At 72.1% G+C, this 24,800-nt stretch carries 21 protein-coding genes; 14 read left to right on the plus strand and 7 right to left on the minus strand.

Going from position 1 to position 24,800, the window contains the following annotated elements; translation table 11 throughout:
* The first annotated feature begins 49 nt into the window (after positions 1-49).
* The 6 genes from ABZ434_RS07995 to ABZ434_RS08020 all read left to right on the plus strand — a co-directional run bounded on the left by ABZ434_RS07995 (position 50) and on the right by ABZ434_RS08020 (position 5,926).
* On the plus strand, positions 50-1,219 hold the full coding sequence (locus tag ABZ434_RS07995; RefSeq protein ID WP_359132953.1) for an FAD-binding oxidoreductase: 1,170 nt from the start codon (positions 50-52) through the stop codon (positions 1,217-1,219).
* 82 nt (positions 1,220-1,301) lie between these two features.
* Positions 1,302-1,640 (plus strand): (2Fe-2S)-binding protein, encoded by a 339-nt coding sequence (locus ABZ434_RS08000; RefSeq protein WP_359132955.1) that lies wholly within the window; start codon positions 1,302-1,304, stop codon positions 1,638-1,640.
* On the plus strand, positions 1,621-3,084 hold the full coding sequence (locus ABZ434_RS08005) for an NAD(P)/FAD-dependent oxidoreductase (RefSeq protein ID WP_359132956.1): 1,464 nt from the start codon (positions 1,621-1,623) through the stop codon (positions 3,082-3,084). Before ABZ434_RS08000 ends, ABZ434_RS08005 begins: the two co-directional genes overlap by 20 nt.
* Before the next feature lie 58 nt (positions 3,085-3,142).
* A complete protein-coding gene (locus ABZ434_RS08010; RefSeq protein ID WP_359132957.1) occupies positions 3,143-4,051 on the plus strand; it encodes a dihydrodipicolinate synthase family protein in 909 nt (302 codons plus the stop codon).
* Between the two features lie 81 nt (positions 4,052-4,132).
* The gene (locus tag ABZ434_RS08015; RefSeq protein ID WP_359132958.1) at positions 4,133-5,134 is read left to right on the plus strand and encodes a proline racemase family protein; all 1,002 of its coding nucleotides are present in this window, start codon (positions 4,133-4,135) and stop codon (positions 5,132-5,134) included.
* Positions 5,135-5,203: 69 nt separating this feature from the next.
* A complete protein-coding gene (locus tag ABZ434_RS08020) occupies positions 5,204-5,926 on the plus strand; it encodes a GntR family transcriptional regulator (protein ID WP_359132960.1) in 723 nt (240 codons plus the stop codon).
* A 154-nt stretch (positions 5,927-6,080) separates the two neighbouring features.
* Here the strand turns inward: ABZ434_RS08020 and ABZ434_RS08025 are convergent, their stop codons facing one another.
* Positions 6,081-7,535, minus strand: a complete 1,455-nt coding sequence (locus tag ABZ434_RS08025) for an aminopeptidase P N-terminal domain-containing protein (RefSeq protein WP_359132962.1) — start codon at positions 7,533-7,535, stop codon at positions 6,081-6,083.
* 259 nt (positions 7,536-7,794) lie between these two features.
* Here ABZ434_RS08025 and ABZ434_RS08030 point away from each other — a divergent pair, with 259 nt between their 5' ends.
* Positions 7,795-10,155, plus strand: coding sequence for a collagenase (locus ABZ434_RS08030; protein ID WP_359132964.1), 2,361 nt, complete (start codon positions 7,795-7,797; stop codon positions 10,153-10,155).
* 43 nt (positions 10,156-10,198) lie between these two features.
* Here the strand turns inward: ABZ434_RS08030 and ABZ434_RS08035 are convergent, their stop codons facing one another.
* Together ABZ434_RS08035 and ABZ434_RS08040 are read right to left on the minus strand one after the other, a co-directional pair.
* Complete coding sequence (locus ABZ434_RS08035; RefSeq protein WP_359132965.1) at positions 10,199-10,588, minus strand: barstar family protein; 390 nt, start codon at positions 10,586-10,588, stop codon at positions 10,199-10,201.
* 78 nt (positions 10,589-10,666) lie between these two features.
* Positions 10,667-11,053 (minus strand): ribonuclease domain-containing protein, encoded by a 387-nt coding sequence (locus tag ABZ434_RS08040; RefSeq protein ID WP_359132966.1) that lies wholly within the window; start codon positions 11,051-11,053, stop codon positions 10,667-10,669.
* A gap of 340 nt (positions 11,054-11,393) precedes the next feature.
* On the opposite strand from ABZ434_RS08040, the gene ABZ434_RS08045 reads away from it, so the two are divergent.
* Positions 11,394-11,792, plus strand: coding sequence for an ATP-binding protein (locus tag ABZ434_RS08045; RefSeq protein WP_359132968.1), 399 nt, complete (start codon positions 11,394-11,396; stop codon positions 11,790-11,792).
* Between the two features lie 52 nt (positions 11,793-11,844).
* Here ABZ434_RS08045 and ABZ434_RS08050 read toward each other — a convergent pair whose 3' ends face one another.
* Both ABZ434_RS08050 and ABZ434_RS08055 read right to left on the minus strand, forming a co-directional pair.
* Positions 11,845-12,924, minus strand: coding sequence for a DUF2637 domain-containing protein (locus tag ABZ434_RS08050; protein ID WP_359132970.1), 1,080 nt, complete (start codon positions 12,922-12,924; stop codon positions 11,845-11,847).
* A gap of 287 nt (positions 12,925-13,211) precedes the next feature.
* Positions 13,212-14,060: a (2Fe-2S)-binding protein gene (locus ABZ434_RS08055; RefSeq protein ID WP_359132972.1), complete on the minus strand. Its 849-nt coding sequence runs from the start codon at positions 14,058-14,060 to the stop codon at positions 13,212-13,214.
* A gap of 146 nt (positions 14,061-14,206) precedes the next feature.
* Here ABZ434_RS08055 and ABZ434_RS08060 point away from each other — a divergent pair, with 146 nt between their 5' ends.
* A complete protein-coding gene (locus tag ABZ434_RS08060; protein ID WP_359132973.1) occupies positions 14,207-14,962 on the plus strand; it encodes a GntR family transcriptional regulator in 756 nt (251 codons plus the stop codon).
* 22 nt (positions 14,963-14,984) lie between these two features.
* Here the strand turns inward: ABZ434_RS08060 and ABZ434_RS08065 are convergent, their stop codons facing one another.
* Positions 14,985-15,770: a hypothetical protein gene (locus ABZ434_RS08065; RefSeq protein ID WP_359132974.1), complete on the minus strand. Its 786-nt coding sequence runs from the start codon at positions 15,768-15,770 to the stop codon at positions 14,985-14,987.
* 163 nt (positions 15,771-15,933) lie between these two features.
* Entirely contained in the window at positions 15,934-17,655 is a 1,722-nt protein-coding gene (locus ABZ434_RS08070) for a PucR family transcriptional regulator ligand-binding domain-containing protein (RefSeq protein ID WP_359132976.1), read from the minus strand.
* 256 nt (positions 17,656-17,911) lie between these two features.
* Here ABZ434_RS08070 and ABZ434_RS08075 point away from each other — a divergent pair, with 256 nt between their 5' ends.
* From ABZ434_RS08075 to ABZ434_RS08095, 5 genes are all read left to right on the plus strand, one after another.
* Complete coding sequence (locus ABZ434_RS08075) at positions 17,912-18,802, plus strand: xanthine dehydrogenase family protein subunit M (protein ID WP_359132978.1); 891 nt, start codon at positions 17,912-17,914, stop codon at positions 18,800-18,802.
* A 2-nt stretch (positions 18,803-18,804) separates the two neighbouring features.
* Complete coding sequence (locus ABZ434_RS08080) at positions 18,805-19,398, plus strand: (2Fe-2S)-binding protein (protein WP_359132980.1); 594 nt, start codon at positions 18,805-18,807, stop codon at positions 19,396-19,398.
* Positions 19,399-19,400: 2 nt separating this feature from the next.
* Positions 19,401-21,785 carry a molybdopterin cofactor-binding domain-containing protein gene (locus tag ABZ434_RS08085; RefSeq protein WP_359132982.1) on the plus strand — a complete coding sequence of 795 codons (2,385 nt, stop codon included), beginning with the start codon at positions 19,401-19,403 and terminating at the stop codon, positions 21,783-21,785.
* Between the two features lie 268 nt (positions 21,786-22,053).
* Positions 22,054-23,511: an NCS2 family permease gene (locus ABZ434_RS08090; RefSeq protein WP_359132984.1), complete on the plus strand. Its 1,458-nt coding sequence runs from the start codon at positions 22,054-22,056 to the stop codon at positions 23,509-23,511.
* A 34-nt stretch (positions 23,512-23,545) separates the two neighbouring features.
* The gene (locus ABZ434_RS08095; RefSeq protein ID WP_359132985.1) at positions 23,546-24,697 is read left to right on the plus strand and encodes an XdhC/CoxI family protein; all 1,152 of its coding nucleotides are present in this window, start codon (positions 23,546-23,548) and stop codon (positions 24,695-24,697) included.
* The last annotated feature ends 103 nt before the right edge of the window (positions 24,698-24,800 follow it).

A 24,800-nucleotide genomic window follows, 5' to 3' on the forward strand; every position in this document is an offset into this window, starting at 1 on the left:
TCCCTGACGCCCTCTAGGCGCCCTCTGAGCAATGTGACATATTACTGGCGTGTTCACGAGACAGCCTTTGGACGTGGTCGTCGTCGGCGCCGGAGTCGTCGGTGCCGCCTGCGCGTACTACGCCGCCCGGTCCGGCCTGTCGGTCGCGGTGGTGGACAGCGGACCGGTCGCAGGCGGCACCACCGGAGCCGGGGAGGGGAACCTCCTGGTCTCCGACAAGGAGCCGGGTCCGGAGCTGGACCTGGCGCTCCTGTCCGCCGCGCTCTGGCTGGAGCTGGCCGAAGTCCTGCCCCCTGCGGTCGAGTTCGAACAGAAGGGCGGGCTGGTCGTCGCGGCGGGACCCGATTCGCTGACCACCCTGACCGCGACCGCCACCGGACAGCGCGCGGCAGGGGTACTGACCACAGCGGTGGCGGCGGACGAACTCCGCGAGTTCGAACCGCACTTGGCTCCCGGACTCGCCGGCGGCGTCCTCTACCCACAGGACGCCCAGGTGCAGCCGGCCCTGGCTGCGGCCCACCTCGTCCGTGCGGCCCGCGACTCCGGAGCGAGCTTCCATCCGGGGCAGGCGGTCACCACCGTGCTGACCGGGCCGACGGGCGCGGTGCGGGGCGTACGGACCGGGGCGGGCGACCTGCTCGCCCCCGCCGTGGTCAACGCGACGGGTGTGCGGGGCGGCGAACTGGCCGCCCTGGCCGGCGTGGAACTGCCCGTGCTTCCCCGGCGCGGTTTCGTCCTGGTGACCGAGCCGTTGCCGCGCCTGATCCGGCACAAGGTGTACGCGGCGGAGTACGTCGCCGACGTGTCGAGCGCATCGGCCGCCCTGCAGACCTCGCCCGTGGTGGAAGGCACCCCGTCAGGGCCGGTCCTCATCGGCGCCAGCCGCGAACGGGTGGGCTTCGACCGGACGTTGTCCGTCCCGGTGGTCAGCAGACTGGCCGCGGCGGCGGCAGCGCTCTTCCCGGTCCTGGCCGACGCCCGGGTGCTGCGGGCCTACCACGGCTTCCGCCCCTACCTGCCCGACCACCTTCCGGCGATCGGGCCCGACCGAAGGGTGCCGGGCCTCTTCCACGCCTGCGGTCACGAGGGCGCGGGGATCGGACTCGCTCCCGCCACCGCCGCGCTGGTCACTGCCGCGATCCGGGGGGAGGAACCGGCCCTGGACCCGCGGCCGTTCCGCCCGGACCGGTTCGACGCGGGTGCCGGCCCCGGCGGCTGATGCCGCCGACGCACCGCCGTACGCCCCGAGAAGTCCGCTGACGGCCGGGACCGCCCGACCGCCGACCGAGCAGGAGCCCCTGGTGAGACGTCCCCGCATCCGTACGGCCGCGCGAACCCCGGCGGCCCTGGCCGGCGCCCGGCCCGGCCCCGGTTTCGAGATCACCTTCGACGGCCGCCCGGTCCGGGCCCTGCCCGGCCAGAGCATCGCGGCCGCGCTCTGGAACGCCTCCGTCCTCACCTGGCGCACCACCCGCGTGAACGGACGGCCGCGGGGCGCCTTCTGCGGGATCGGCTCCTGTTTCGAATGCCTGGCCACCGTCAACGGCAGGCCCAACCGACGCGCCTGCCTGCTGCCCGCCCGCCCCGGCGACGCCGTCACCACACAGGAAGGGGACGGTCATGCCGGTCCCGCCCGCTGAACCGTCCGCCGCCCGGCCGGACCGCACCGAACTGGCGGTGGTGGGAGCCGGACCCGCCGGGCTGGCCGCCGCGGTCACCGCGGCCGACGGCGGAGTCGACGTGGTCCTGCTCGACGCCGCGGACGCACCGGGCGGCCAGTACTACCGCGCCCCCGCCCCCGGCATCGGCGCCCTGCGGCCCGAAGCCCTGCACCACGGCTGGGCAGAGTTCGCGGCCCTCACCGCACGGCTCGACCGGCACCGCTCGGCGGGCCGGATCCGCCACCTTTCCGGCCACCACGTGTGGGCCGTGGAGCGGAGCGGAGCGGACTGGAGGCTGCACGCGGTCACCGGGCCGGACAGCCAGGACGGGGCCACCGCCCTCGACGCCCGCCGCCTGCTGATCGCGACCGGCTCCTACGAGCGTCAGCTGCCCTTCCCCGGCTGGACGCTGCCGGGCGTCGTCGGAGCAGCCGGGGCACAGGCCATGCTGAAGTCGGGCCTGGTGCTGCCGGGCCGGCGCATCGTCGTCGCCGGGAGCGGTCCGCTGCTGCAGGCCGTCGCGGTCTCCCTCGCCCGGGCGGGCGCCCGGGTGCCCGCGCTGGTGGAGGCCTCCGGCTACGGCGCGTACGCGCGAGCGCCCCTGGTGCTGGGCGCCGACCCGGGCCGGCTCGTGGAAGGGGCCAGGCACGCTGCGGCGCTGGCGCGGCACCGGGTCCGGCCGCTGACGCACCGGGCGGTCACCGCCGTCCACGGCGCCGGCCGGGTGGAGGGCGTCACGGTCAGCCGGCTGGACCGCGACTGGCGCCCGGTCCCAGGGACCGGGCGCCGCATCGACTGCGACGTCCTGGCCGTCGGGCACGGGCTGGTGCCCCAGCTCGACCTCGCGGTGGGGCTCGGCTGCGCCACCCGGTGCGGCGCGGACGGCTCGGCCGCGCTGGTACTCGACGAGGAACTGCGCACCACCGTGCCCGGCGTCTGGGCCGCGGGCGAGACCGGCGGCATCGGCGGTGTCCACCTCGCCCTGACCGAGGGCGAACTGGCCGCCCACTCCGTGGTCACGGAAGCCCGCGGCGCCCGCGGCGGCCGGGGCCGGGCCCGCACGGCGGCGCTCCTGCGGGCCCGGCGCCGCATGCGCGCGTTCGCCGCCCTCATGGGTGCCGTGCACCGGCCGGGGCCGGGCTGGACCGCCTGGACCGCGGCGGACACCGAGGTCTGCCGGTGCGAGGAGGTCACCACCGGCGCGATCCGCACGGCCGTCGGGGAACTCGGCGCGGGGGACAGCCGCACGGTCAAGCTCCTCACCCGGGCCGGGATGGGCTGGTGCCAGGGCCGGACGTGCGGATTCGCCGTGCGGGAACTCGCCGGGTGCGCCGCGGAAGCCGGGGCCCCCGACCGCCGCCCGCTCGCCGGCCCGGTGCCCCTCTCCGTACTCGCCCGCGCCTTCCGACCCGAGGACACGTGAGGGCACGCACCGCGCCCCTCGCCGTCACCACTTCCACCACACCTCTCAAGGAGCCCTCATGACCACGAACACGCCCGTACGGACCAGCCCTTGGCGGGGCGTCATGGTCGCCACACCGCTGACCCTGCGCGAGGACCGGTCCATCGACTTCGACGCGTACGCCGCACATGTGCACGACCTCGTCGCCGCAGGCTGCGACGGGGTGGTGCCCAACGGCTCGCTGGGGGAGTACCAGACGCTCACGGACGAGGAGCGCGACCAGGTGGTACGCGTGGCCGTGGAGGCGGCCGGGGACGGAGCCAGGGTGATGCCCGGTGTCTCCGCCTACGACAGCACCCAGTCGCGGCGCCGCGCCGAGCAGGCGGCCGAGGCCGGTGCCGGATCCGTCCTGCTGCTGCCGCCCAACGGATACGCGTGCGAGGAGGCGGCGGTGCGCGCGCACTACGCGGAGGTCGCCTCGGTGGGACTGCCGGTCGTCGCGTACAACAATCCGTACGACACCAAGGTGGACCTGACACCGCGGCTGCTCGCCCAGCTCCATGCGGAGGGTTCCGTCGTCGCGGTCAAGGAGTTCAGCGGGGATGTCCGCAGGGCGTACGAGATCGCCGAGGAGGCGCCGGGGCTCGACCTCCTGGTCGGCGCCGACGACGTCCTGCTGGAGCTCGCCGTGGCCGGGGCCGTCGGCTGGATCGCGGGCTGCCCCAACATGCTGCCCGCCGGCTGCGTCGCGCTGTACCGGGCCGCCGTGTCCGGGGACCTGGAGACGGCACTGCCGCTGTACCGGCGGCTGCACCCCCTGCTGCGCTGGGACTCCAAGCCGGAGTTCGTCCAGGCCATCAAGGCGTCGATGGACATCGTCGGACGTCACGGAGGTCCCACCCGGCCGCCCCGCCTGCCGCTCGACACCGGATCCCTGGCGGCCGTGCGCGCGGCCACCGAGAAGGCCCTGGCCGAGGGCCTGGACTGACCCGCCACCCCAACCGTGACCACAGCAGACACCCGTCGGCGGGATCGTCGTACCGGACCGGCGGACGACCGAGGGGGACCTTTGCGCACGCGTCACATCTTCCACGCCGTCGACTCGCACACCGAGGGCATGCCGACCCGGGTGATCACCGGCGGAATCGGCACACTGCCCGGCGCCACCATGGCCGAGCGCCGCGCCCACTTCATGGCGCACCGGGACACGGTGCGCACCCTGCTGATGTACGAGCCGCGCGGGCACGCCGCCATGAGCGGGGCCGTGCTCCAGCCTCCGACCCGGCCCGACGCAGACTTCGGGGTCCTGTTCATGGAGGTCTCCGGCTGTCTGCCGATGTGCGGCCACGGCACCATCGGGGTGGCCACCGTCCTGGTGGAGACCGGCATGGTGGAGGTCACCGAACCGGTCACCACCGTACGGCTGGACACCCCCGCCGGACTGGTGAGCGTCGAGGTCCGGGTCGAGGGCGGCGCCGCCACCTCCGTCACGCTCACCAACGTCCCCTCCTTCAGCGCAGGACTCGGTCTCACGGCGAAGGTCCCCGGGCACGGCACCGTGCCGTACGACCTGGCGTACGGCGGCAACTTCTACGCGATGGTTCACCTGGACGACCTGGGCCTGCCGTTCGACCGGTCCCGCAAGGACGAACTGCTGGCCGCCGGGCTCGCCCTGATGGACGCGGTCAACGAGACCGACCGCCCGGTCCATCCGCTCGACCCCGCCATCCACGGGCTCAAGCACGTCCAGCTGATCGCCCCCGGTTCGGACGCCGTCCGCTCCCGGCACGCCATGGCCATCCACCCCGGCTGGTTCGACCGCTCGCCGTGCGGCACCGGTACCTCCGCGCGCATGGCCCAACTGCACGCGCGGGGCGAACTGGCCCTGGAGACCGACTTCGTCAACGAGTCGTTCATCGGCACCAGGTTCACCGGCCGGCTCATCGCGGAAACCACCGTGGGCACGCTGCCCGCCGTGGTCCCCACCGTCACGGGCCGCGCCTGGATCACGGGCACCGCACAGTACTTCCTCGATCCGGCGGACCCGTTCCCCGAAGGGTTCCTGCTGTGATCCACCCAGTCCATCGCGGACAACGTCACATTGTATTCTTGGGCTCCGCACGGTCCTGGAGGAACAGACATGGCCCGCCTGACGTCCCTCAATGTGATCTCGGCTCAGGAGCACCTGCGCGACCAGGTGGCGCACGCGCTGCGGGCGGCACTCATCTCCGGTGAACTGAAGCCCGGGACCGTCTACTCCGCACCCGCGCTCGCCTCCGAGTTCGGAGTCTCGGCGACGCCCGTCCGTGAGGCGATGCTCGACCTGGCCCGGGAGGGCCTGGTCGAGGCCGTCCGCAACAAGGGCTTCCGGATCACCGAACTCACCGAGCAGGACCTCGACGACTTCACCGAACTCCGCGCCATGATCGAGGTCCCCACCGTGGGCCGGATCGCACGGATGGGCCTCACCCAGGAGTTGGAGGCGCTGCGGCCCGTGGCGCTGGAGATCGTCGAGGCCGCGCGGCGGCACGACATCCTCGGCTACCTGGAGGCGGACCGCCGCTTCCACCTCGCACTGCTGGCACTGGCCGGGAACCGCCGACTGGTCGAGGAGGTCGGCGAACTACGCAAGCGCTCCCGGCTGTTCGGCCTGAACCGGCTTGCCGAGTCGGGGCAGTTGATCGCCTCCGCGCAGGAGCACGTACAGCTGCTGGACCTGGTCGTGGCCGGGGACGCGCCGGGGGCCGAGGCCTGCATGCTCGCTCATATGTCCCATGTCCGGTCGCTGTGGGCCGACGGCCGGCAGGCCACGGCCGACGGCGACGGCGAGGGACCCGAAGCGGTGCCGTCCCAAGAGGTCTGAGACCTCCGCGGAGCCCCGCGGTTTGTGGCCCTCCCTGGGCGCGCGGGGCGGCCCCGGTCGCCTGGGCCGGACGGCCGGGTTCGAGTCCATGGCGCCGGACGCCTCGTCGCCGGTCCGTCCCGGCGCGCCACGCCTGCGGCCGCCGCCCCCGCCCTCAGCTGTCCAGCAGCCCCGCCATCCAGGCCTCGACACCGTCCGGAGTGCGGGGGAGCGCGGACGACATGAGGCGGGCGCCGTCCCTCGTGATCACCAGGTCGTCCTCGATCCGGACGCCGGTGCCCCGGAGCGAGCGCGGCAGCGTCTCGTCGTCCGGCCGGAGGTAGAGCCCCGGCCCCACAGTGAGTACCTGTCCCGTCTCCAGGACCCCGTCCGGGTAGATCCCGGGGCGGGCCCGCGCGCAGTCGTGGACGTCCATGCCCAGCATGTGACCGCTGCCGCACAGGGTGTAGCGGCGGTGGAAGCCGTTCCCGGGCGCGAGTGCCTCTTCCGCCGGCATCGCGAGTACGCCCCACTCGTGCAGACCCTCGGCGATGACATGCATGGCGGCTTCGTGGAAGTCATGGAACCGGGCGCCCGGCCGCAGCGCCGCGATGCCCGCGTCCTGTGCGGCCAGCACCAGTTCGTACACGCTGCGCTGGACGGGGGTGAAGGTGCCGGACAGCGGGATCGTGCGGGTGATGTCGGCCGTGTAGAGGGAATCGGTCGCCACGCCCGCGTCCAGCAGCAGCAATCGGCCACGCTCCAACGGGCCGTCGTTGCGGGTCCGGCGCAGCACACACGCGTGGTCACCGGCGGCGGCGACGGTCGGAAAGCCGGGGCCGTGGCCTTCGAGCCGGGCCCGCAGCCCGAAGACTCCCTCCACCCGGCGCTCGCCGCGCGGGTCGGCGACGGCCTGCGGGAGGGAGCGCACGACGTCCTCGAACCCGGCGGTCGTCGCATCGACGGCTCGCTGCAACTGGCCCTGCTCCCATGAGTCCTTGACGAGCCTGAGCTCGTCGATCACGGAGTCGAGCCCGGCCGGGGCGCACCGCAGTGCGGGCAGCCGGCGGGCGTCGCCGAGCCAGGCGTCGATGGATGGATCCACGCCGGTGAGGACTCGCGTCGGGGGCTGGGTGGCGGTCAGGAGCTTGTCCCACGCGGCCCTGTGCTCGCACCGGATGCCGGTGAGCGCGGCGGTCTCGGCCAGGCCGGGTCTGCGGCCGACCCAGAACTCCCCGTGCGCGTGGTGGAACTCCTGACTGCTGCGGGGCGAGCCGGGTCTCACGTACAGGACCGCCTCATGGCGTGCGTCCCCGTCCGGTTCCAGGACCAGCACATGGCCGGCCTGGTCCTCGTCGGTGAGACCGGTGAGCCAGGCGTACGCGGTGTGCGGCCGGAAACGGCTGTCGGCGTGGAGGGGCCGGGCGGAGGGGGAGCCCGCCGGAACGACGAGCCGTTCGCCCGGGAACCGTGCGGCGACGCGGGCGCGACGGGCCGGTGTGAGGGCGTGGGCGGCGACGCGGGAGCCGGCCGGGAGCGGGGCCTCGGCCCAGCTCGTACGCATGAAAGCGTCCAGGGCCGGTGACACCGGCAGGTCGTGGCTGCCGACGGGGAGTCGGGGCTCGGTCACGGGGCGGAACTCCTCGGGCTGAAGCGGCATCGCCCGCAAGCAGAGCGCCGCGGACGGGAGTTGGCGCGCAGATGAATGTGCGCCCAGCGCCTTCCAAAGAACATGTGACATGTGCCATTGTACAGGCGGTCGCGGTTGAGGTCGTGTTCATGTCATGGGCTGGTTCATGGACCACCCGTCGGCCCCGCCCGCACCATCCCCCACGCCGCGCACCGTCGCGCGGCACCACACCGCTGGGAGGCGGCACGTGAAGAACCGTATGGTTCGACAGAGATTCACCGGCCTGTCCACCGTGGCCCTGGCCGCCTGTCTGGGTGTCGGCCTGCTCGCCGCACCGAGCCGGGCCGCCGAGCCGCGGCCCTCCGCGCCGACGGCCGTTCACACGACTGCCGCCGCGGACAGGGTCGTTGACCCCGGGGCGCCCGAGCCGGGCGGCCCCGCCGCGCAGTCCCTCACCGCACCCGTACAGGACGCCGCCCACTGGGGCGGCACCGCCCTGAAGCCTGCTGACCGGGCCCCGCAGACCGCGTCCAAGGACGCGCTGAAGCGCGACTACGACGACCCCCGGGCCACCACGTCGAGCCATCCGGCCCCGTCGATGAGGACCAAGGCCCGCTCCGCCGCGAAGGCCGCCGGCCTTGCCCCGGCCGCCGCGTGCTCCGTCTCCGACTTCACCAGCCGCACCGGCAGCGCCCTGGTGCAGCAGGTCAGGTCGTCGACGACCGATTGCGTCAACACCCTGTTCGGAGTCAAGGGCAACGACGGCTACCTCGCCTTCCGTGAGGCCCAGATGGTCAGCGTCGCGGCCGCCCTGCGCGACGGATCGGCCGCCTACCCGGGTGACAGCAGTACCGGAATGCCGCAGCTGGTGCTCTTCCTCCGGGCCGGCTACTACGTGCAGTACTACGACCCCGGCACCGTCGGTTCCTACGGCGCCCCGCTGCGCACCGCGATCCAGGGCGGGCTCGACGCCTTCTTCGCCTCCGCGCACTCGCGCGACGTCACGGACGCCAACGGGGAGACCTTGGCCGAGGCCGTCATCCTCATCGACAGCGCCGAGCAGAACGACCGCTACCTGTACGTCGTCAAGCGCCTGCTCGCCGGCTACAACTCCTCGTACAACAGCTCCTGGTACATGCTCAACGCGGTCAACAACGTCTACACCGTGACCTTCCGGGGCCACCAACTGCCCGCGTTCGTCAGCGCCGTCCAGGCCGACCCGAGCCTGCTCGACTCGCTCGCAGGGTTCGCCCGCGACCACCTCGACCTGCTGGGCACGGACCGTTCGTACCTGACCTCCAACGCCGGGCGGGAACTCGGGCGCTTCCTCCAGGAGGAACCGCTGCGGCCAAAGGCCCGGCCGCTCGTCATCGACCTCCTCGGCCGCAGCTCGCTGACCGGACCCACCGCACCGCTCTGGGTCGGGCTCGCCGAGATGACCGACTACTACGACCGCGAGAACTGCACCGCGTACAACACCTGCGACCTGGCGGCGCGGATCCGGAGCGCCGTCCTTCCCGTCCGGTACACCTGCAGCGACAGCATCCGTATCCTCGCCCAGCAGATGTCCTCGGCCGACCTCTCGGCGGCCTGCACCAGCCTGCGGGGGCAGGACGCCTACTTCCACGCGGTGGCACGCGACAACGGCCCCGTCGCGAACGACAGGAACACCACCATCGAGGTGGTCGTCTTCGATTCGAGCACGGACTACCAGACCTACGCCGGAGCCGTCTACGGCATCGACACCGACAACGGCGGCATGTACCTGGAGGGCGACCCGGCAGCGGCCGGAAACCAGCCGCGCTTCATCGCCTACGAGGCCGAATGGGTGCGCCCCGCCTTCCAGATCTGGAACCTCAACCACGAGTACACGCACTACCTCGACGGCCGGTTCGACATGGCCGGTGACTTCGACGCGAACATCACCACGCCGACGATCTGGTGGGTCGAGGGCTTCGCGGAGTACGTCTCCTACTCCTACCGTGACGTCACCTACGACGACGCCGTCACCCAGGCCGCCGCGCACACCTACACCCTGCGCTCGCTGTTCGACACCACCTACGAGAACGCCGACCAGACGCGCATCTACAACTGGGGCTACCTGGCTGTCCGTTACATGCTCCAGTCGCACCGCGCGGACGTGGACCGCCTGCTGGGCCTCTACCGCAGCGGCGACTGGAGCGGCGCCCGCACCCTGCTCACGTCCACCATCGGCAGCCGCTACGACTCCGACTGGAACACCTGGCTGACGGCGTGCGCTGCGGGCAGTTGCGGCACCATCGAGCCGTCGGCCGAGTGCACCGCGGGCGACGTCCGCGAACTCGGCCAGGACTGCGCCCGGAGCGGACAGCAGGCCGGCCGGGGCAACTACTCCTACCTGTACCTCTACGTGCCTGCCGGAACCACCCGGCTGAAGATCACCACGAGTGGCGGCACGGGTGACGCCGACCTCTACTACAACGCGAACGGCTGGGCCACCACCGGGGCCTACACATCACGTTCGACCGGCAGCGGAAACGCTCACACGCTGACGGTCGAGAACCCTGCGCCAGGCGCCCACTACATCAGCCTGTACGCAGTGCAGGACTTCGGCGGAGTGAAGGTCTCCACGCAGTACTGACCGGCCCGGGGGCCACGGTTGCGGCCGGCCGCAACCGTGGCCCTCAGAGCAGTCGCAGGGCGCCCGGGGCCGTCTCGGCCCGGATGATCTCGAGCAGCCGGTCGAAGAGCGTCGGCCCCGCGCCGGCCTCCGCCCGAGCCAGTTCCTGCCGCAGCCGCGGCAGGTTGCTCGCATGGGCCCGGCCCAGCAGGACGCGGAGGTGGCGCGCGGTCTCGGCATGGGCCAGGGCGCGCGCGGACAGCGCGTGGTCCCGCCACTCGAAGACGAAGTCGCCGTCGTCCGGCGTGCCCATGCCGCCCCTCAGACAGTCCGCGAAGGAGTCGAGACCCCGGCCGAAATAGCCGCCGGGCCCGTTCACCGCCTCGCCGATCACGTCCCAGAAGCGCTCCAGGCCGGTGACCTCGGAGCCGTCGATCACATAGGTCACGGTCATGGGGCGAGCGTACAAGCACGCCGGTCCGGTGATCCGCGCCGCAGGTGGGGGACTACGGCGCGGACCGGACCGGGGGTCTCAGCAGCCGTGGTCGACGAGGTCGAAGGTCTCGTAGTGGTCGGCGGTGTAGTAGTCCTCCTGGACCTCCTCGCCCGTGACGATGCGTCGCGCACCGCGGGTCGGGGAGCCGGGGGTGATGACGGTGTACTCGTGGTAGTACCCGGTGCTCTGTCCGGGCAGGACGCCCTCGCGGTTCTGGAAGACGGTCCCGTCCTGGTCGTACGGGAAGGGGCCGCCGGAGTCGATGAGATCGAGGGTGTCGTGGGCCTGGGACGGCAGCGCGGAGTAACAGACGCTGCCGACGGAGGTGGTGGCGGCGGTCGCGGTGACGGGGCCGCCGACGAAGAGGACGGACAGGAGGGCGGCGACGCCGCCGAGCGTGGTGATCCGTGGGGGGATTCGCATAGCCACCATGATGACGCGCGTAGATACTGTTCCGTCAACGCCAACAAGGGTGAATTTTTCGGGTGTTAACCGAGGAGACGGTAAATGCCGTGCACTCCGTCGCCGCTCGCACCGGGCTGGGCGGAATGGCTTCACTCTCGACGGCGGTGCGCCCGGAACAACGGCTGTGGCGGCAGCTACCGCTGCGAGCGGGCTGGAGAAACCGCCCGGCGCCCGCGGGGAGACCCTGCCCCATTTCTTCCCGTGCCGCGCTGCAAGCGTGACAGCCCGTAGGCGGGGCATGCATTGCGTGAGCACCTTCGAGGACAGGGGGCGATTCACTGTGTGGGCGGGGGAAACGATGGAGCGTCAGGAACTGGCCCGACTGCATCGCAGAGTCGGCCGTGCCGATGTGGCGGCCATCTCAGAAGTGCGGGGAGCGGTTCGGGAGTTACTGCGGTATCGATGGAGCGAGGAGCCTGCGCAGGTGGCCGAGCTGCTGCTCAGCGAGCTCGTGACCAACGCGCTGGTCCACACGGACGACGGAGCGGTCGTCGCCGTGAGCGTGGCACCGCAGAGACTGCGTGTGGAGGTACGGGACTTCGTCCCGGGCATGCCCGCGTCATACGTACCGGACGCCGACGACGGTACGCACGGCAGGGGACTGGTGCTCGTGGAGAGCCTCGCGGACTCCTGGGGGATCAGCCCGCACGCCCTGGGCAAGGTGGTCTGGTTCGAACTGGACGGCGAACGGCCCTGACGATCACGCCGGATCGTCAGGGCCGTGTCCCGCAGGGCCGCCGGCCGATACATCAGCCGAACTGCTGCTCCAGGTCCTTCAGCTTCTGCTCCAGCGAGTCGAGCCGGGGCAGCGCCTGGGTGTCGTCCTCGGCGGTGAGGTCGACGGCTCTCGGATCAGTCGCGTTCAGTTCCGGGACGTCTCTGGAGTTCGGGCCGTTGACGGCTTGCAGGGATGGCCGGGGTCTGAGGGGCAGCTGACCCGGCTCGGATATGGCGGGCTCCGTGACGGACTGCGCGGAGCCCGTCGCGGGGCCGATGGCCTGGACGTCGACCTGGGCGCCGCCCCGGCCGACCCGTCCCCAGGCCCGGTTCTGCCGGTTCAGGGCCTTGATCTGTGCCCGGTCCAGCTTCTCCTGGTCTCTCCTGCGGAGACGGTTCTGCTCCTTCTCCCGGCGGTCCTCACGGACCTCGTCGACCGCTTCGTCCAGCGTGCGCACGCCTTCGAGGAGCATCAGCGACCAGGCGCCGAAGGTCTCCCGGGGCGCGCGCAGCCACCGTACGATCCGGATCTGCGGCAGCGGACGGGGCACCAGGCCCTGTTCGCGCAGCGCGGCCACGCGGGTCTGCTTCAGCGCCCGGTCGAAGAGCACGGCCGCCGAGAGGGACATCCCCGCGAAGAAGTGCGGAGCGCCCGCGTGGTTCAGGCCGCGCGGCGCGTGCACCCAGTTGAACCAGGCGGCCGCACCGGCGAAGGTCCACACGAGCAGCCGTGAACCGAGCGCCGCGTCGCCGTGGCTGGCCTCACGGACAGCGAGCACGGAGCAGAACATCGCCGCCCCGTCGAGCCCGAACGGCACCAGGTACTCCCAGCCCCCGGAGAGGCCGAGGTTCTGCGTGCCGAAGCCGACGAGCCCGTGGAAGGAGAGCGCGGCGGCGACCGCCGCGCAGCAGAACAACAGGACGTACGAAGCGGTGGCGTAGAGCGCTTCCTTGCGTCTGCGCCGTTCCTCGCTGCGTTCCCAGGTGTCGTCGGCCGCGGATGTGTCAGAGGCGCGCTTTCCGCGCGCGACCACCGCCACCGCCGCCATGACCCCCGCCAGCAGCACGGCAGCCGGAAGCAGCCAGTCAAGCGATATGTCGGTCAGTCTCATGCGCGGTCCCTTGCGTCGCGATAGGGCGTTTCGGCCGCCATCGTGCCGGGGATTGCCACGCGTACAGGCGGTTTCGGGGCAAGAGAACGCCAATGGGGTGGCAGAGCCGACGGATATCCGCGATCTGGTCGAATGCCCGTATGTCGCAGGGGAGGTGTGTTCGATTCACGCCACCCTTGCGGGCGGTGTGGATCAGGGCCGCCCGGCCCCGAATCACCGGACGGCCCGCGGGTTCGTCCGGATCGGGGAGGACTCCACGAGCCCGGCCCGATCCGGACGGGAGGCGCTCAAGGGGCGGGCGTCAGCTTCCGGACCCGGTCCGCGTCGCAGGTGCGCGGGCAGGTGACACAGGTGTCCTCGGGACGCAGCGTGTAGAACATGCAGCAGCTCGCGCGGTCCCGGGTGGGCAGCGACTCGCCGTCCGGGCCGGTCAGTTCGCGGAAGCCCGCCGTGCCGACGTACGGCTTGGTGGTGCCCGGCAGGAGGGCCTCCAGCTCGGCCATCGCGCGCCGCTCCTCACCGAGGAGATGGGCGATGTACCAGAGCCCCTCGACGATCTCGTCCGTGGCCATGCCCCACAGGGCCCGCTTGCCGCGTCGCATCCGCGGGCCGAAGCCGTCGAGCACCGGGCCGAGGTGTTCGGCCACGGACGCGAGCACTTCGGCACGCAGCGCGGTCTCGTCCGCCACGACGCGCGCACCCGGCAGGTCCGCCGCCGGATCGCCGGGCAGGCAGGCGAATTCCCGCACCCGAACGGTCAGGTGGCCCAGCGCCCGATGGAAGGCGACGTCCTCGACCGGGATCCGGGGCACCCGTCGGTGCAGGAACCACGGCACCGTCACCAGCAGACAGGCCGGCCAGGCGTACCGGTGGAGGCCGAAGCCGGCGACCACGTCGGGCCGGGCCCGCTGCCCGTAGTCCCGCAGTACCTGTGCGTCGTCCCAGGCGAGGAAGGCGTCGAGTCCGCTGCCCCCGGCCGCGAGCTCGTGGGCGCCCACCCAGCCGGTCCCGCCGGGGGTGGGCTCGCTGTCCGTGAGCGCCTCGGCGCGCAGGCCGGGAAAGACCTCGGCCAGACGCGCGTACGCGTCCGTCAGTGCCGAGGTCGTCGTGCCCGGAAGCAGGGTGGGGAGGGTCATGCAGGGACCACCGAATCGCGATCGTTTGCAGGTAAGCCTTACCTTACCCGATGTGATCGATGTTTGAACTGCAGCCTCCTCCGCCTATCGTGCACAGGAGGCGCCGCGCATGCGAGCAGCGTCCGCGACCGGCCGAGGAGGTACCCGTGGAGCAGGGCAGAGCCCGTGAGGACGTGTGGTCACCGCACGCGTCCTCCGCTTCCGCCTCCTCGTCCCTCCGGGTGCCCGAGCAGGCCCGCGGCGAGCACACCCACAGCGAGCCGCCCGCCCCCCGGCCCCCGGTGCAGCGGCATTCCGTCCGTGGCCAGATCCTGGACGCCCTGCGCGCCGCCCTCGTCGACGGCGAGCTGATTCCCGGGCAGGTCTACTCCGCCCCGGCGCTCGGCGCCCGCTTCGGGGTCTCCGCCACACCCGTCCGCGAGGCCATGCAGCAGCTGGCCGTGGAAGGGGCCGTCGAGGTCGTGCCGAACCGAGGCTTCCGGGTCGCCGAGCGCGGTCCGGGCGAGCTGGCCGAGCTGGCCGAGGTGCGGGCGCTGCTCGAAGTCCCCGTCATGCTGCGGCTCGCCCGCACCGTGCCGCCGGCCGCCTGGTGCGCCCTGCGCCCGCTGGCGGACGCCACCGTCGCGGCGGCCGCCGTCGGTGACCGGGCGAGCTACGCGGAGGCCGACCGGGCCTTCCACGGAGCGGTGCTCGCGCTGGCGGGCAACGCCCAGCTGGTGATGGTGGCCGACGAGCTGCACCGCCGCTCCCAGTGGCCCCTGGAGGGCAACCCCGTCACCCGCCGCGCAGATCTGCTGGCGGACGCCTCGGAGCACACGGCCCTCCTGGACGCGCTGATCGCCCAGGACGTGGCCGTCGTGCAGTCGCTCGTACGAGAACACTTCGCGGGCTCCGGCGGCTGACGCCGGGCCCGCGCCCGTGGTCTCAGTTCGCCTCAGCGGTCCCCGGCCCCGGAGGGTCCAGGTGCGGGGCCAGCCAGGTCGGCACGCCACCGAGCAGCCGGAACAGCCGGCCCGCCTCGGCGCGCAGCCGCGTCGCGGCCTCCGGTTCGGGTTCGGCGTCCGCCATCGCGATGAGCGCCGGGGCCGTACCGACCAGATAGCCCAGCTCCTCCCTTATCCGCAGGGACTCCGCGAAGCCGTGTCTCGCTTCCGCCAACTCGCCCTCGCGCAGGGCGATCAGGGCCAGATGGCGCCAGGTGGAGGAGAGCAGCAACGCGTCCCCCTGGGCCGTGGCGCCCGCGTGGGCCCTGCGGTACGCGGCGCGGGCGGCCTGCGGCGAGTCGGCGATGTTCTGTGCGATCAGGCCCCGCCGGAAGTCGAGCAGCGGACGGCCCGGTGCGGCCGGGGCCAGAAGTGCCGCGGCGCGGCTCAGTGCCACCCGCGCCTCGTCCGCCCGGTCCCGTACGCCGAGCAGGGTGGAGGCATAGGCGAGATAGCCGCGCTCGCAGGCGGCAGCCCCCCGCTCGGAGTCGTCCTGGGCCATCGCTTCGGAGGTGCGCAGCGCGTCCTCCGCGTCGGTCCAGCCCTGCCCGGTGTAGAGACACCGCTCGGTCAGCAGCGCCGTGCGCTGGAGCGCGGCGGCCGGGTCGGTGGCGGCATCGTGTTCGAGCAGTGCCGCGGCGTCCGTCCAGCAGGCGCGTGACCGCAGCCGCCATACCGCTGTCTGGAGCGGCGGATCGTCATCTGCTGTCGTTCCGGAACCAGACATGGCGGTATCCGCCACATTGCCCTCCCCGAGCGCGCCATCGAGCTGTTGAGTCTGGCCGCATCACAGCACGGAATGGCACGCCGGGCCAAGAGGTCGAAGCAATGTCAGGTGAAACTTTTCACAATCGGCGGGACGCCGCGGGGGCCTCCGCGGCCCCCGGACGTCAGCTCATACGCAGGGCGAGGAAGAAATCGAGCTTGTCCTCGAGGCGCGAAAGGTCACGCCCCGTCAACTGCTCGATTCGCCCGACGCGGTAGCGCAGCGTGTTGACGTGGAGGTGCAGCCGGGCCGCGCAACGGGTCCATGAACCGTCGCAGTCCAGGAAGGCCTCCAAGGTCGGGATGAGTTCCGCGCGGTGACGCCGGTCGTAGTCGCGCAACGGGTCGAGCAGCCGTGCGGTGAACGCGCGACGCACGTCGTCGGGGACGAACGGCAGCAGCAGTACGTGCGAGGCCAGCTCGTGGTGGCCGGCCGCGCAGACCCGCCCCGGCCGGGCCGCCGCCACCCGGCGGGCGTGCCGGGCCTCCTCCAGGGCGCCACGCAGCCCTTCGGGGGAGTGAACCGAGGCGCTGACACCCAGTGTCAGCCGCCCGTCGTCGGCGAGGCCCGCGGAGAGCGGCGCGCGCACGGCGGCCAGCAGGGCGTCGGCGTGCAGCGCGGGGTCGTCCACCGGCGCCTCCCCGCCGTCCTCCTCCGCTTCCGGCGGAGCGGCGGCCGGAGCGGGCAGCGGTACGAGCGCGATGGCCTCGTCACCCGTGTGGGCGACCGCGATCCTGTCCGCGGAATCCGGGCCCGTCACGGCCGGATCGACCAGGATCTCCTCCAGCAGCGCCTGGGCGACCGGGCCGCCCGCGATCCCGGAACCGGCACCGCCGGGCGCGTCCGTCTCGTCCCACTCGACCCGGGCCACCACCACCTGCCAGTGCGGCGCGGTGCCGAGGCCCGGCAGCAGGACCGGGGCGGCCACCCGCAGCCTGGCGGCGATCTCGGCGGGCGGGGCGCCCGCCTGGACCAGCTCCAGAACCTCCTGGGCGAGTCTGCGGCGCACCGTACGGGCCGCGTCGCGCCGGTCCCGCTCCACCGCGATCAGCTGGGTGACGCCCTGGAGCAGATCGAGCCTGGCGGCCGGCCAGTCGCTCGCATCGGCCTCGACGGCCAGCAGCCAGTCGGAGAGCACCGACTCCCGCACATCGCGGGAGGCCGGCACGGCGCCCCGGCCGTTGTTGCGGATCGGGAAGAGCGAATACGTCGTCCCGTCGACGGTGCCCCGGTGCGGCGCGCGCCGGCCCGAGCGCACCGCGGCCAGATGCAGTCCGGCCAGCTCCGCGCCGGCCGGTCCGGACAGCGGCGCGCCCGCGCCCGCGATCTGCCGGCCGGTGGGTGAGAGCACCCAGGCGTGCAGGTCGAGGTCGGATCCGAGCAGATCGAGGACCACCTCGGGGCCGCCGCCCGCCGGACCCGAGGTCATCAGCCGACGGTGCCGGTCCACCACCGCCGCCAGGTCGCCGGCCCGCTCGCCGGACACCTGGCGGACCACATACTCGGTGATCGTTGCGAACGCGACGGTCTCATGGACGGCGAAGAGCGGCAGCCGGTGGCGGCGGCACGCCTCGATCAGATCGTCAGGGATGGCGCCGAGCTCCGCCTCGCCCGCCGCGAGCCCGGCGACCCCCGCCCCCGACAGGATCCGTACGAACGGCTCCGAGTCCTTGGCGTCCCGGTGCCAGGCCAGGCCGGTCAGCACCAGCTCGCCCCCCGTGAGGTAGCGGCTGGGGTCCCGCAGGTCGGTGGTCATCACGCCACGGACCGACCGGTCCAGCTCCTCGTCGCCGCCGAGCAGCCGCAGGCCCAGCGCGTCGGTCTCCAGCAGTGCGCGCAGCCGCATCTCGTCGCCGCCGATCTCTTTCGTTGGTGCGGGTGAAAACTGGGTATTGCGGTGAGGTCACCGATCCCCGCCATTCGTTCGAATCTACAAGACGAGAGCGGAGACCAGCCAACTCCTTCATGGTTTCGGTGACTGCACCAGGTGGAGCAGGGCTTGTGTACTGGGCCACACACCGCGTGAACAAGACATGAACAAGTCGAGGGCCGGCCGTCTCCAGCCCCAGCGAACAACCCGATTGAGAAGAAGAGAGCCACTCATGGACTTCCTTCGCCCCGCCAGCTGGGAGGAGGCGCTCGCCGCCAAGGCCGAGCACCCGACGGCTGTGCCCATTGCGGGTGGCACCGATGTGATGGTCGAGATCAACTTCGACCACCGGCGGCCCGAGTACCTCCTGGACCTGAACCGCATCGGTGAGCTGTCCGAGTGGGAGGTGGGCCAGGAGAGCGTGCGGCTCGGCGCCTCGGTCCCGTACAGCCACATCATGGAGCACCTGCGGACCGAGCTGCCGGGTCTGGCGCTCGCCTCGCACACCGTCGCCTCGCCGCAGATCCGCAACCGCGGCGGCGTCGGCGGCAACCTGGGCACCGCGTCGCCCGCCGGTGACGCACACCCGGCGCTGCTCGCCGCGGGCGCCGAGGTGGAGGCCGAGTCCGTCCGCGGAACCAGGCTGATCCCCATCGACGAGTTCTACACCGGCGTCAAGCGCAACGCCCTGGCGCCGGACGAGCTGATCCGGGCGGTCCACATCAAGAAGGCCGACGGGCCGCAGCAGTACTCCAAGGTCGGCACCCGCAACGCCATGGTCATCGCCGTCTGCGCCTTCGGCCTGGCCCTGCACCCGGAGACCCGCACGGTCCGCACCGGCATCGGATCCGCCGCCCCGACACCCGTACGGGCGAAGGAGGCCGAGGACTTCTTGAACGCCGCGCTCGAGGAGGGCGGGTTCTGGGACAGCCGGACCATCATCACGCCCTCCGTCGCCAAGCAGTTCGCCACGCTCGCAGCAGGCGCCTGCAACCCGATCGACGACGTGCGCGGCACCGCGAGCTATCGCCGGCACGCGGTCGGGATCATGGCCCGCCGGACCCTCGGCTGGACCTGGGAGACGTACCGCGGCAACGGCCGCAGCACCGAAGGAGCTGCCTGATCATGCGCGTCAATTTCACGGTCAACGGCCGCCGTCACGAGGCCGACGACGTCTGGGAGGGCGAGTCCCTCCTGTACGTCCTGCGTGAGCGGATGGGCCTGCCCGGCTCCAAGAACGCCTGCGAGCAGGGCGAGTGCGGATCCTGCACGGTCCGCCTGGACGGCGTGCCGGTCTGCTCCTGCCTGGTCGCCGCCGGCCAGGTGGAGGGCCGCGAGGTCGTCACCGTCGAAGGTCTCGCCGACTTCGCCGCCCACCGCTCCGAGGCCCACCCCGGCACCGGATGCGCCCCCGGCGCCTGCGGCACCACGGTCGACAAGGCCCGCCGATGGGAGGCCAAACCGTCCGGCGACGACACCCGTGACACCGGGGAACTCTCCCCGATCCAGCAGGCGTTCATCGACGCCGGAGCCGTCCAGTGCGGCTTCTGCACCCCCGGGCTGCTGGTCGCCGCCGACGAGCTCCTGGAGCGCACTCCGGAGCCGTCCGACGCGGACATCCGCGAGGCGCTCTCCGGCAACCTCTGCCGCTGCACCGGCTACGAGAAGATCCTCGACGCGGTCCGCCTCGCGGCCGCCCGCGCGGAAGAGGCGGTCTAGCCATGGGCGTCACCGGTTCCCCCACCAACATCAACCAGGGCACCCGCACCAAGGGCGGCATCGGCGAGTCCACGCTGCGCCCCGACGGGATCCTGAAGGTCACCGGCGAGTTCGCCTACTCATCGGACATGTGGCACGAGGACATGCTCTGGGGCCACACCCTGCGCTCCACCGTCGCGCACGCCGAGATCGTCTCGATCGACACCTCCGAGGCCCTCGCCACCTCCGGCGTCTACGCGGTGCTCACCTACGACGACCTGCCGACCGCCGTGAAGAACTACGGCCTGGAGATCCAGGACACCCCCGTCCTGGCCCACGGCCGGGTCCGTCACCACGGCGAGCCGGTGGCGCTCGTCGCTGCCGACCACCCGGAGACGGCCCGCCGCGCCGCGGCGAAGATCAGGATCGACTACCGCGAACTGCCGGTCGTCACCGACGAGGCCTCCGCGACCGCCGAGGACGCGCCCCTCATCCACGAGGGCCGCGACGACCACCACATCGGCCACGTACCGCACCCCAACATCGTCCACCGGCAGCCCATCGTCCGCGGCGACGCCGAGGCCGCCAAGGCCCGCGCCGACGTCGTGGTCAGCGGTGAGTACGTCTTCGGCATGCAGGACCAGGCCTTCCTCGGCCCCGAGTCCGGCCTCGCCGTGCCCGCCGAGGACGGCGGCGTCGACCTGTACGTCGCCACCCAGTGGCTGCACTCCGACCTCCGCCAGATCGCCCCCGTCCTCGGCCTGCCCGAGGACAAGGTCCGCATGACGCTCTCCGGCGTCGGAGGCGCCTTCGGCGGCCGCGAGGACCTGTCGATGCAGATCCACGCCTGCCTGCTGGCGCTGCGCACCGGCAAGCCGGTGAAGATCGTCTACAACCGCTTCGAGTCCTTCTTCGGGCACGTCCACCGCCACCCCGCCAAGCTCTGGTACGAGCACGGCGCCACCCGCGACGGCAAGCTCACCCACATGAAGTGCCGCATCGTGCTGGACGGCGGCGCCTACGCCTCCGCCTCCCCGGCCGTCGTCGGCAACGCCTCCTCGCTCGCCGTCGGCCCGTACGTCATCGACGACGTCGACATCGAGGCGATCGCCCTCTACACCAACAACCCGCCGTGCGGTGCGATGCGCGGCTTCGGCGCGGTCCAGGCCTGCTTCGCCTACGAGGCGCAGATGGACAAGGTCGCCGCCGAACTGGGCATGGACCCGGTCGAGTTCAGGCAGCTCAACGCCATGGAGCAGGGCACGCTGCTGCCGACCGGCCAACAGGTCGACTCGCCCGCCCCGGTCGCCGAACTGCTGCGCCGGGTCAAGGCCAGGCCGCTGCCGCCCGAGCGCCAGTGGGAGAGCGCCGGCGAGCACCCGGACGTCCGCGCCCTGCCCGGCGGACTCTCCAACACCACGCACGGCGAAGGCGTCGTACGCGGCATCGGCTACGCCGTCGGTCTGAAGAACGTCGGCTTCTCCGAGGGCTTCGACGACTACTCCACCGCCCGGGTGCGCATGGAGGTCATCGGCGGCGAACCCGTCGCGACCGTGCACACCGCCATGGCGGAGGTCGGGCAGGGCGGCGTCACCGTGCACGCCCAGATCGCCCGTACCGAACTGGGCGTCTCCCAGGTGACCATCCACCCGGCCGACACCCGGGTCGGATCAGCCGGCTCCACGTCGGCGTCCCGTCAGACGTACGTCACCGGCGGCGCCGTGAAGAACTCCTGCGAGGCCGTCCGGGAACAGGTCCTGGAGATCGGCCGCCGCAAGTTCGGTACGTACCACCCCGCCTGGGCCACCGCCGAACTCCTCCTGGAAGGCGGCAAGGTCGTCACCGACGGCGGCGAGGTGCTCGCCGACCTGGCCGATGTACTGGAGGACGAGGCCGTCGACGTCGAGCTGGAGTGGCGCCACCGGCCCACCGAGGCCTTCGACCTGCGGACCGGACAGGGCAACGGCCATGTCCAGTACTCCTTCGCCGCGCACCGCGCGGTCGTCGAGGTCGACACCGAACTCGGCCTGGTCAAGGTCATCGAACTGGCCTGCGCCCAGGACGTCGGCAAGGCGCTCAACCCGCTCTCCGTCCTCGGGCAGATCCAGGGCGGCACCCTCCAGGGCATGGGCATCGCGGTCATGGAGGAGATCATCGTCGACCCGAAGACCGCGAAGGTGCGCAACCCGTCCTTCACGGACTACCTGCTGCCCACCATCCTCGACACCCCGACCATCCCGGTCGATGTGCTCGAACTCGCCGACGAGCACGCCCCGTACGGGCTCCGCGGCATCGGTGAGGCCCCCACCCTCTCGTCGACCCCGGCCGTCCTCGCGGCGATCCGGAACGCGACGGGGCTGGAGCTCAACCGGACCCCGGTCCGCCCGGAGCACCTCACCGGCACCTGACCGGAGCTCCTCCACAGCTCTCCGGGCGGTGCGCGTGCGAAGGGAACGTCACACTTCCTCGGCGCGCGCCGTCCGGAGGAACCAAGTTCCGCACCGCTCGCGGCCCTTGACCCCCCTCACGCAGCATCAGCAGTACGCACCACTCCACCACGCATGAACAGTTCGTCTCGGGCCGTCCCCCGGGTCGTGCAGCCAGAGCATTCATCCCAAATCCCGTATCTCCATTCTTCATCGCGGGTGCCCCTGTGAACCTTGGGAGTCAGGCATCATGACCCAGCAGTCAGTGGAACCGAAGACCGGTGCGGAGGACGCGGGCCCGGGCTCGCGCGTCCCCGCCGGAAGATCGTGGCTCGACCGGTACTTCCACATATCCGAACGCGGATCGACCGTCGCGACCGAAGTGCGCGGCGGCGTCACGACCTTCATGGCCATGGCGTACATCCTGCTGCTCAACCCGCTCATCCTCGGCGGCAAGGACGTCGACGGGAACCTGCTCAGCCAGCCGGGACTGATCACCGCCACCGCACTCGCGGCCGCGGCGACCACCCTGCTGATGGGCTTCGTCGGCAAGGTCCCCCTCGCGCTCGCCGCGGGACTCAGCGTCTCCGGTGTCCTGTCCTCACAGGTCGCCCCGGAGATGACCTGGCCGCAGGCCATGGGCATGTGCGTGATGTACGGGCTGGTGATCTGCCTGCTGGTGGTCACCGGTCTGCGTGAGCTGATCATGAACGCGATCCCGCTTCCGCTGAAGCACGGCATCACCATGGGTATCGGGCTCTTCATCGCCCTGATCGGTCTCTACAAGGCCGGCTTCGTCGGCAAGGGCACCGCGACCCCGGTGACCCTCGGCCCGACCGGCGAACTCGCCGGCTGGCCCGTCCTCGTCTTCGCGGTGACCCTGCTGCTGATCTTCATGCTGCAGGCCCGCAACATCCCCGGTGCGATCCTCATCGGCATCGTGGTCGGCACGGTCGTCGCCGTGGTGATCAACAAGGTCGCCGACGTCGACCCGAAGATCTGGAGCAGCGGCCCGCCCGAGCTCAAGGGCTCCGCCGTCTCGTCACCCGACTTCTCCCTCTTCGGGGACGTCGAGTTCGGCGGCTGGGGCGACGTCGGCGCGATGACCGTCGGGTTCATCGTCTTCACCCTGGTGCTGGCCGGCTTCTTCGACGCGATGGCCACCATCATCGGTGTCGGTACGGAGGCGAAGCTGGCCGACGACAAGGGCCGGATGCCGGGCCTTTCCAAGGCGCTGTTCATCGACGGTGCGGGCGGTGCGATCGGCGGCGTCGCCGGCGGCTCGGGCCAGACGGTCTTCGTCGAGTCGGCGACCGGGGTCGGGGAGGGCGCCCGGACCGGGCTCGCCTCCGTCGTCACCGGTCTCTTCTTCGCCGCCTGCCTGTTCTTCACCCCGCTCACGGCGATCGTGCCGGCCGAGGTGGCGTCCGCCGCGCTGGTCGTCATCGGCGCCATGATGATGCAGAACGCCCGGCACGTGGACTGGAGCGACCGCTCCGTCGCCATCCCGGTCTTCCTGACCGTGGTCCTGATGCCGTTCACGTACACCATCACCACCGGTGTGGCCGCGGGCGTCATCAGTTACGTCGCCATCAAGGCGGCCCAGGGCCGGTCCCGTGAGGTCGGCGCCTTCATGTGGGGGCTGACGGTGATCTTCGTCGTCTACTTCGCCCTGCACCCGATCGAGAGCTGGCTCGGCGTCAGCTGACGCCGCCCGCCACCCATCCGCCAAGGAGACCGAGATGCTGGACATCGCCGAGGAACTCGACCGGTGGGCCGGGCAGGGACGCGACTTCGCCGTCGCCACCGTCGTGGCCGTCAGCGGCAGCGCGCCCCGCCGGCCGGGGGCCGCCCTGGCCGTCGACCGGGACGGCACGGCGATCGGCTCGGTCTCCGGCGGGTGTGTGGAGGGCGCGGTGTACGAGCTGTGCCGGCAGGCCCTCGACGACGGCACGACCGTACGGGAGCGGTTCGGCTACAGCGACGAGACCGCCTTCGCGGCCGGCCTGACCTGCGGTGGCGTCATCGACATCCTGGTGACACCGGTCCGGGCGGACGATCCCGCCCGTCCGGTGTTCGCCGCCGCTCTCGCCGCCGCCTCACGGGGGGAGGCGGCGGCGCTGGCCCGGATCACCGACGGGCCCGCCGAACTGCTCGGCCGGCCCCTGCTGGTCCATCCCGACGGCGGTCACGAGGGCCGGCTCGGCGGACATCCGGCACTGGACCGCACCGTGGTCGCGGAGACCCGGGCGATGCTGGACGCGGGCCGCACCGGCACCCTCTCCATCGGCGCGGACGGCTCGCAGTGCGGGCAGCCGCTCACCCTGCTCGTCGAGTCCAGTGTCCCGCCGCCCCGGATGATCGTGTTCGGCGCCATCGACTTCGCCTCCGCACTGGTGCGGGCCGGGAAGTTCCTCGGCTACCACGTCACGGTGTGCGACGCCCGGCCCGTCTTCGCCACGAAGGCACGTTTCCCGGATGCCGACGACCTGGTCGTCGACTGGCCGCACCGCTATCTGGCGACCACGGACGTCGACGCCCGTACGGTCCTGTGCGTCCTGACCCACGACGCAAAGTTCGACGTCCCGCTCCTGGAGGCCGCCCTGAAGCTGCCGGTCGCCTACGTGGGCGCGATGGGCTCGCGCCGCACCCATCTGGAGCGCAACGACCGGCTGCGCGAGGCCGGTGTCACCGAACTCGAACTCGCCAGGCTCCACTCACCGATCGGCCTCGATCTCGGCGCCCGTACGCCCGAGGAGACGGCCCTGTCGATCGCCGCCGAGATCGTCGCCGACCGGCGCGGCGGCACCGGGGTCCCGCTGACCGGAGCCCACACCCCGATCCATCACCACGGCTCGCCGGCACCGGCCGCGCGCATCGATTCCGTGGCCTGAACCACGCCCGCGGGCGCCGTCCTGGAACGGCGGTAAGCCGCCGCGGCGGCTTTCCGCCAGCCTTGGGCCATGACGAACCGGCGGTTTTACCGGTAGATCAGCT

Source organism: Streptomyces sp. NPDC005761, from assembly GCF_040630635.1.
Taxonomy (GTDB): domain Bacteria; phylum Actinomycetota; class Actinomycetes; order Streptomycetales; family Streptomycetaceae; genus Streptomyces.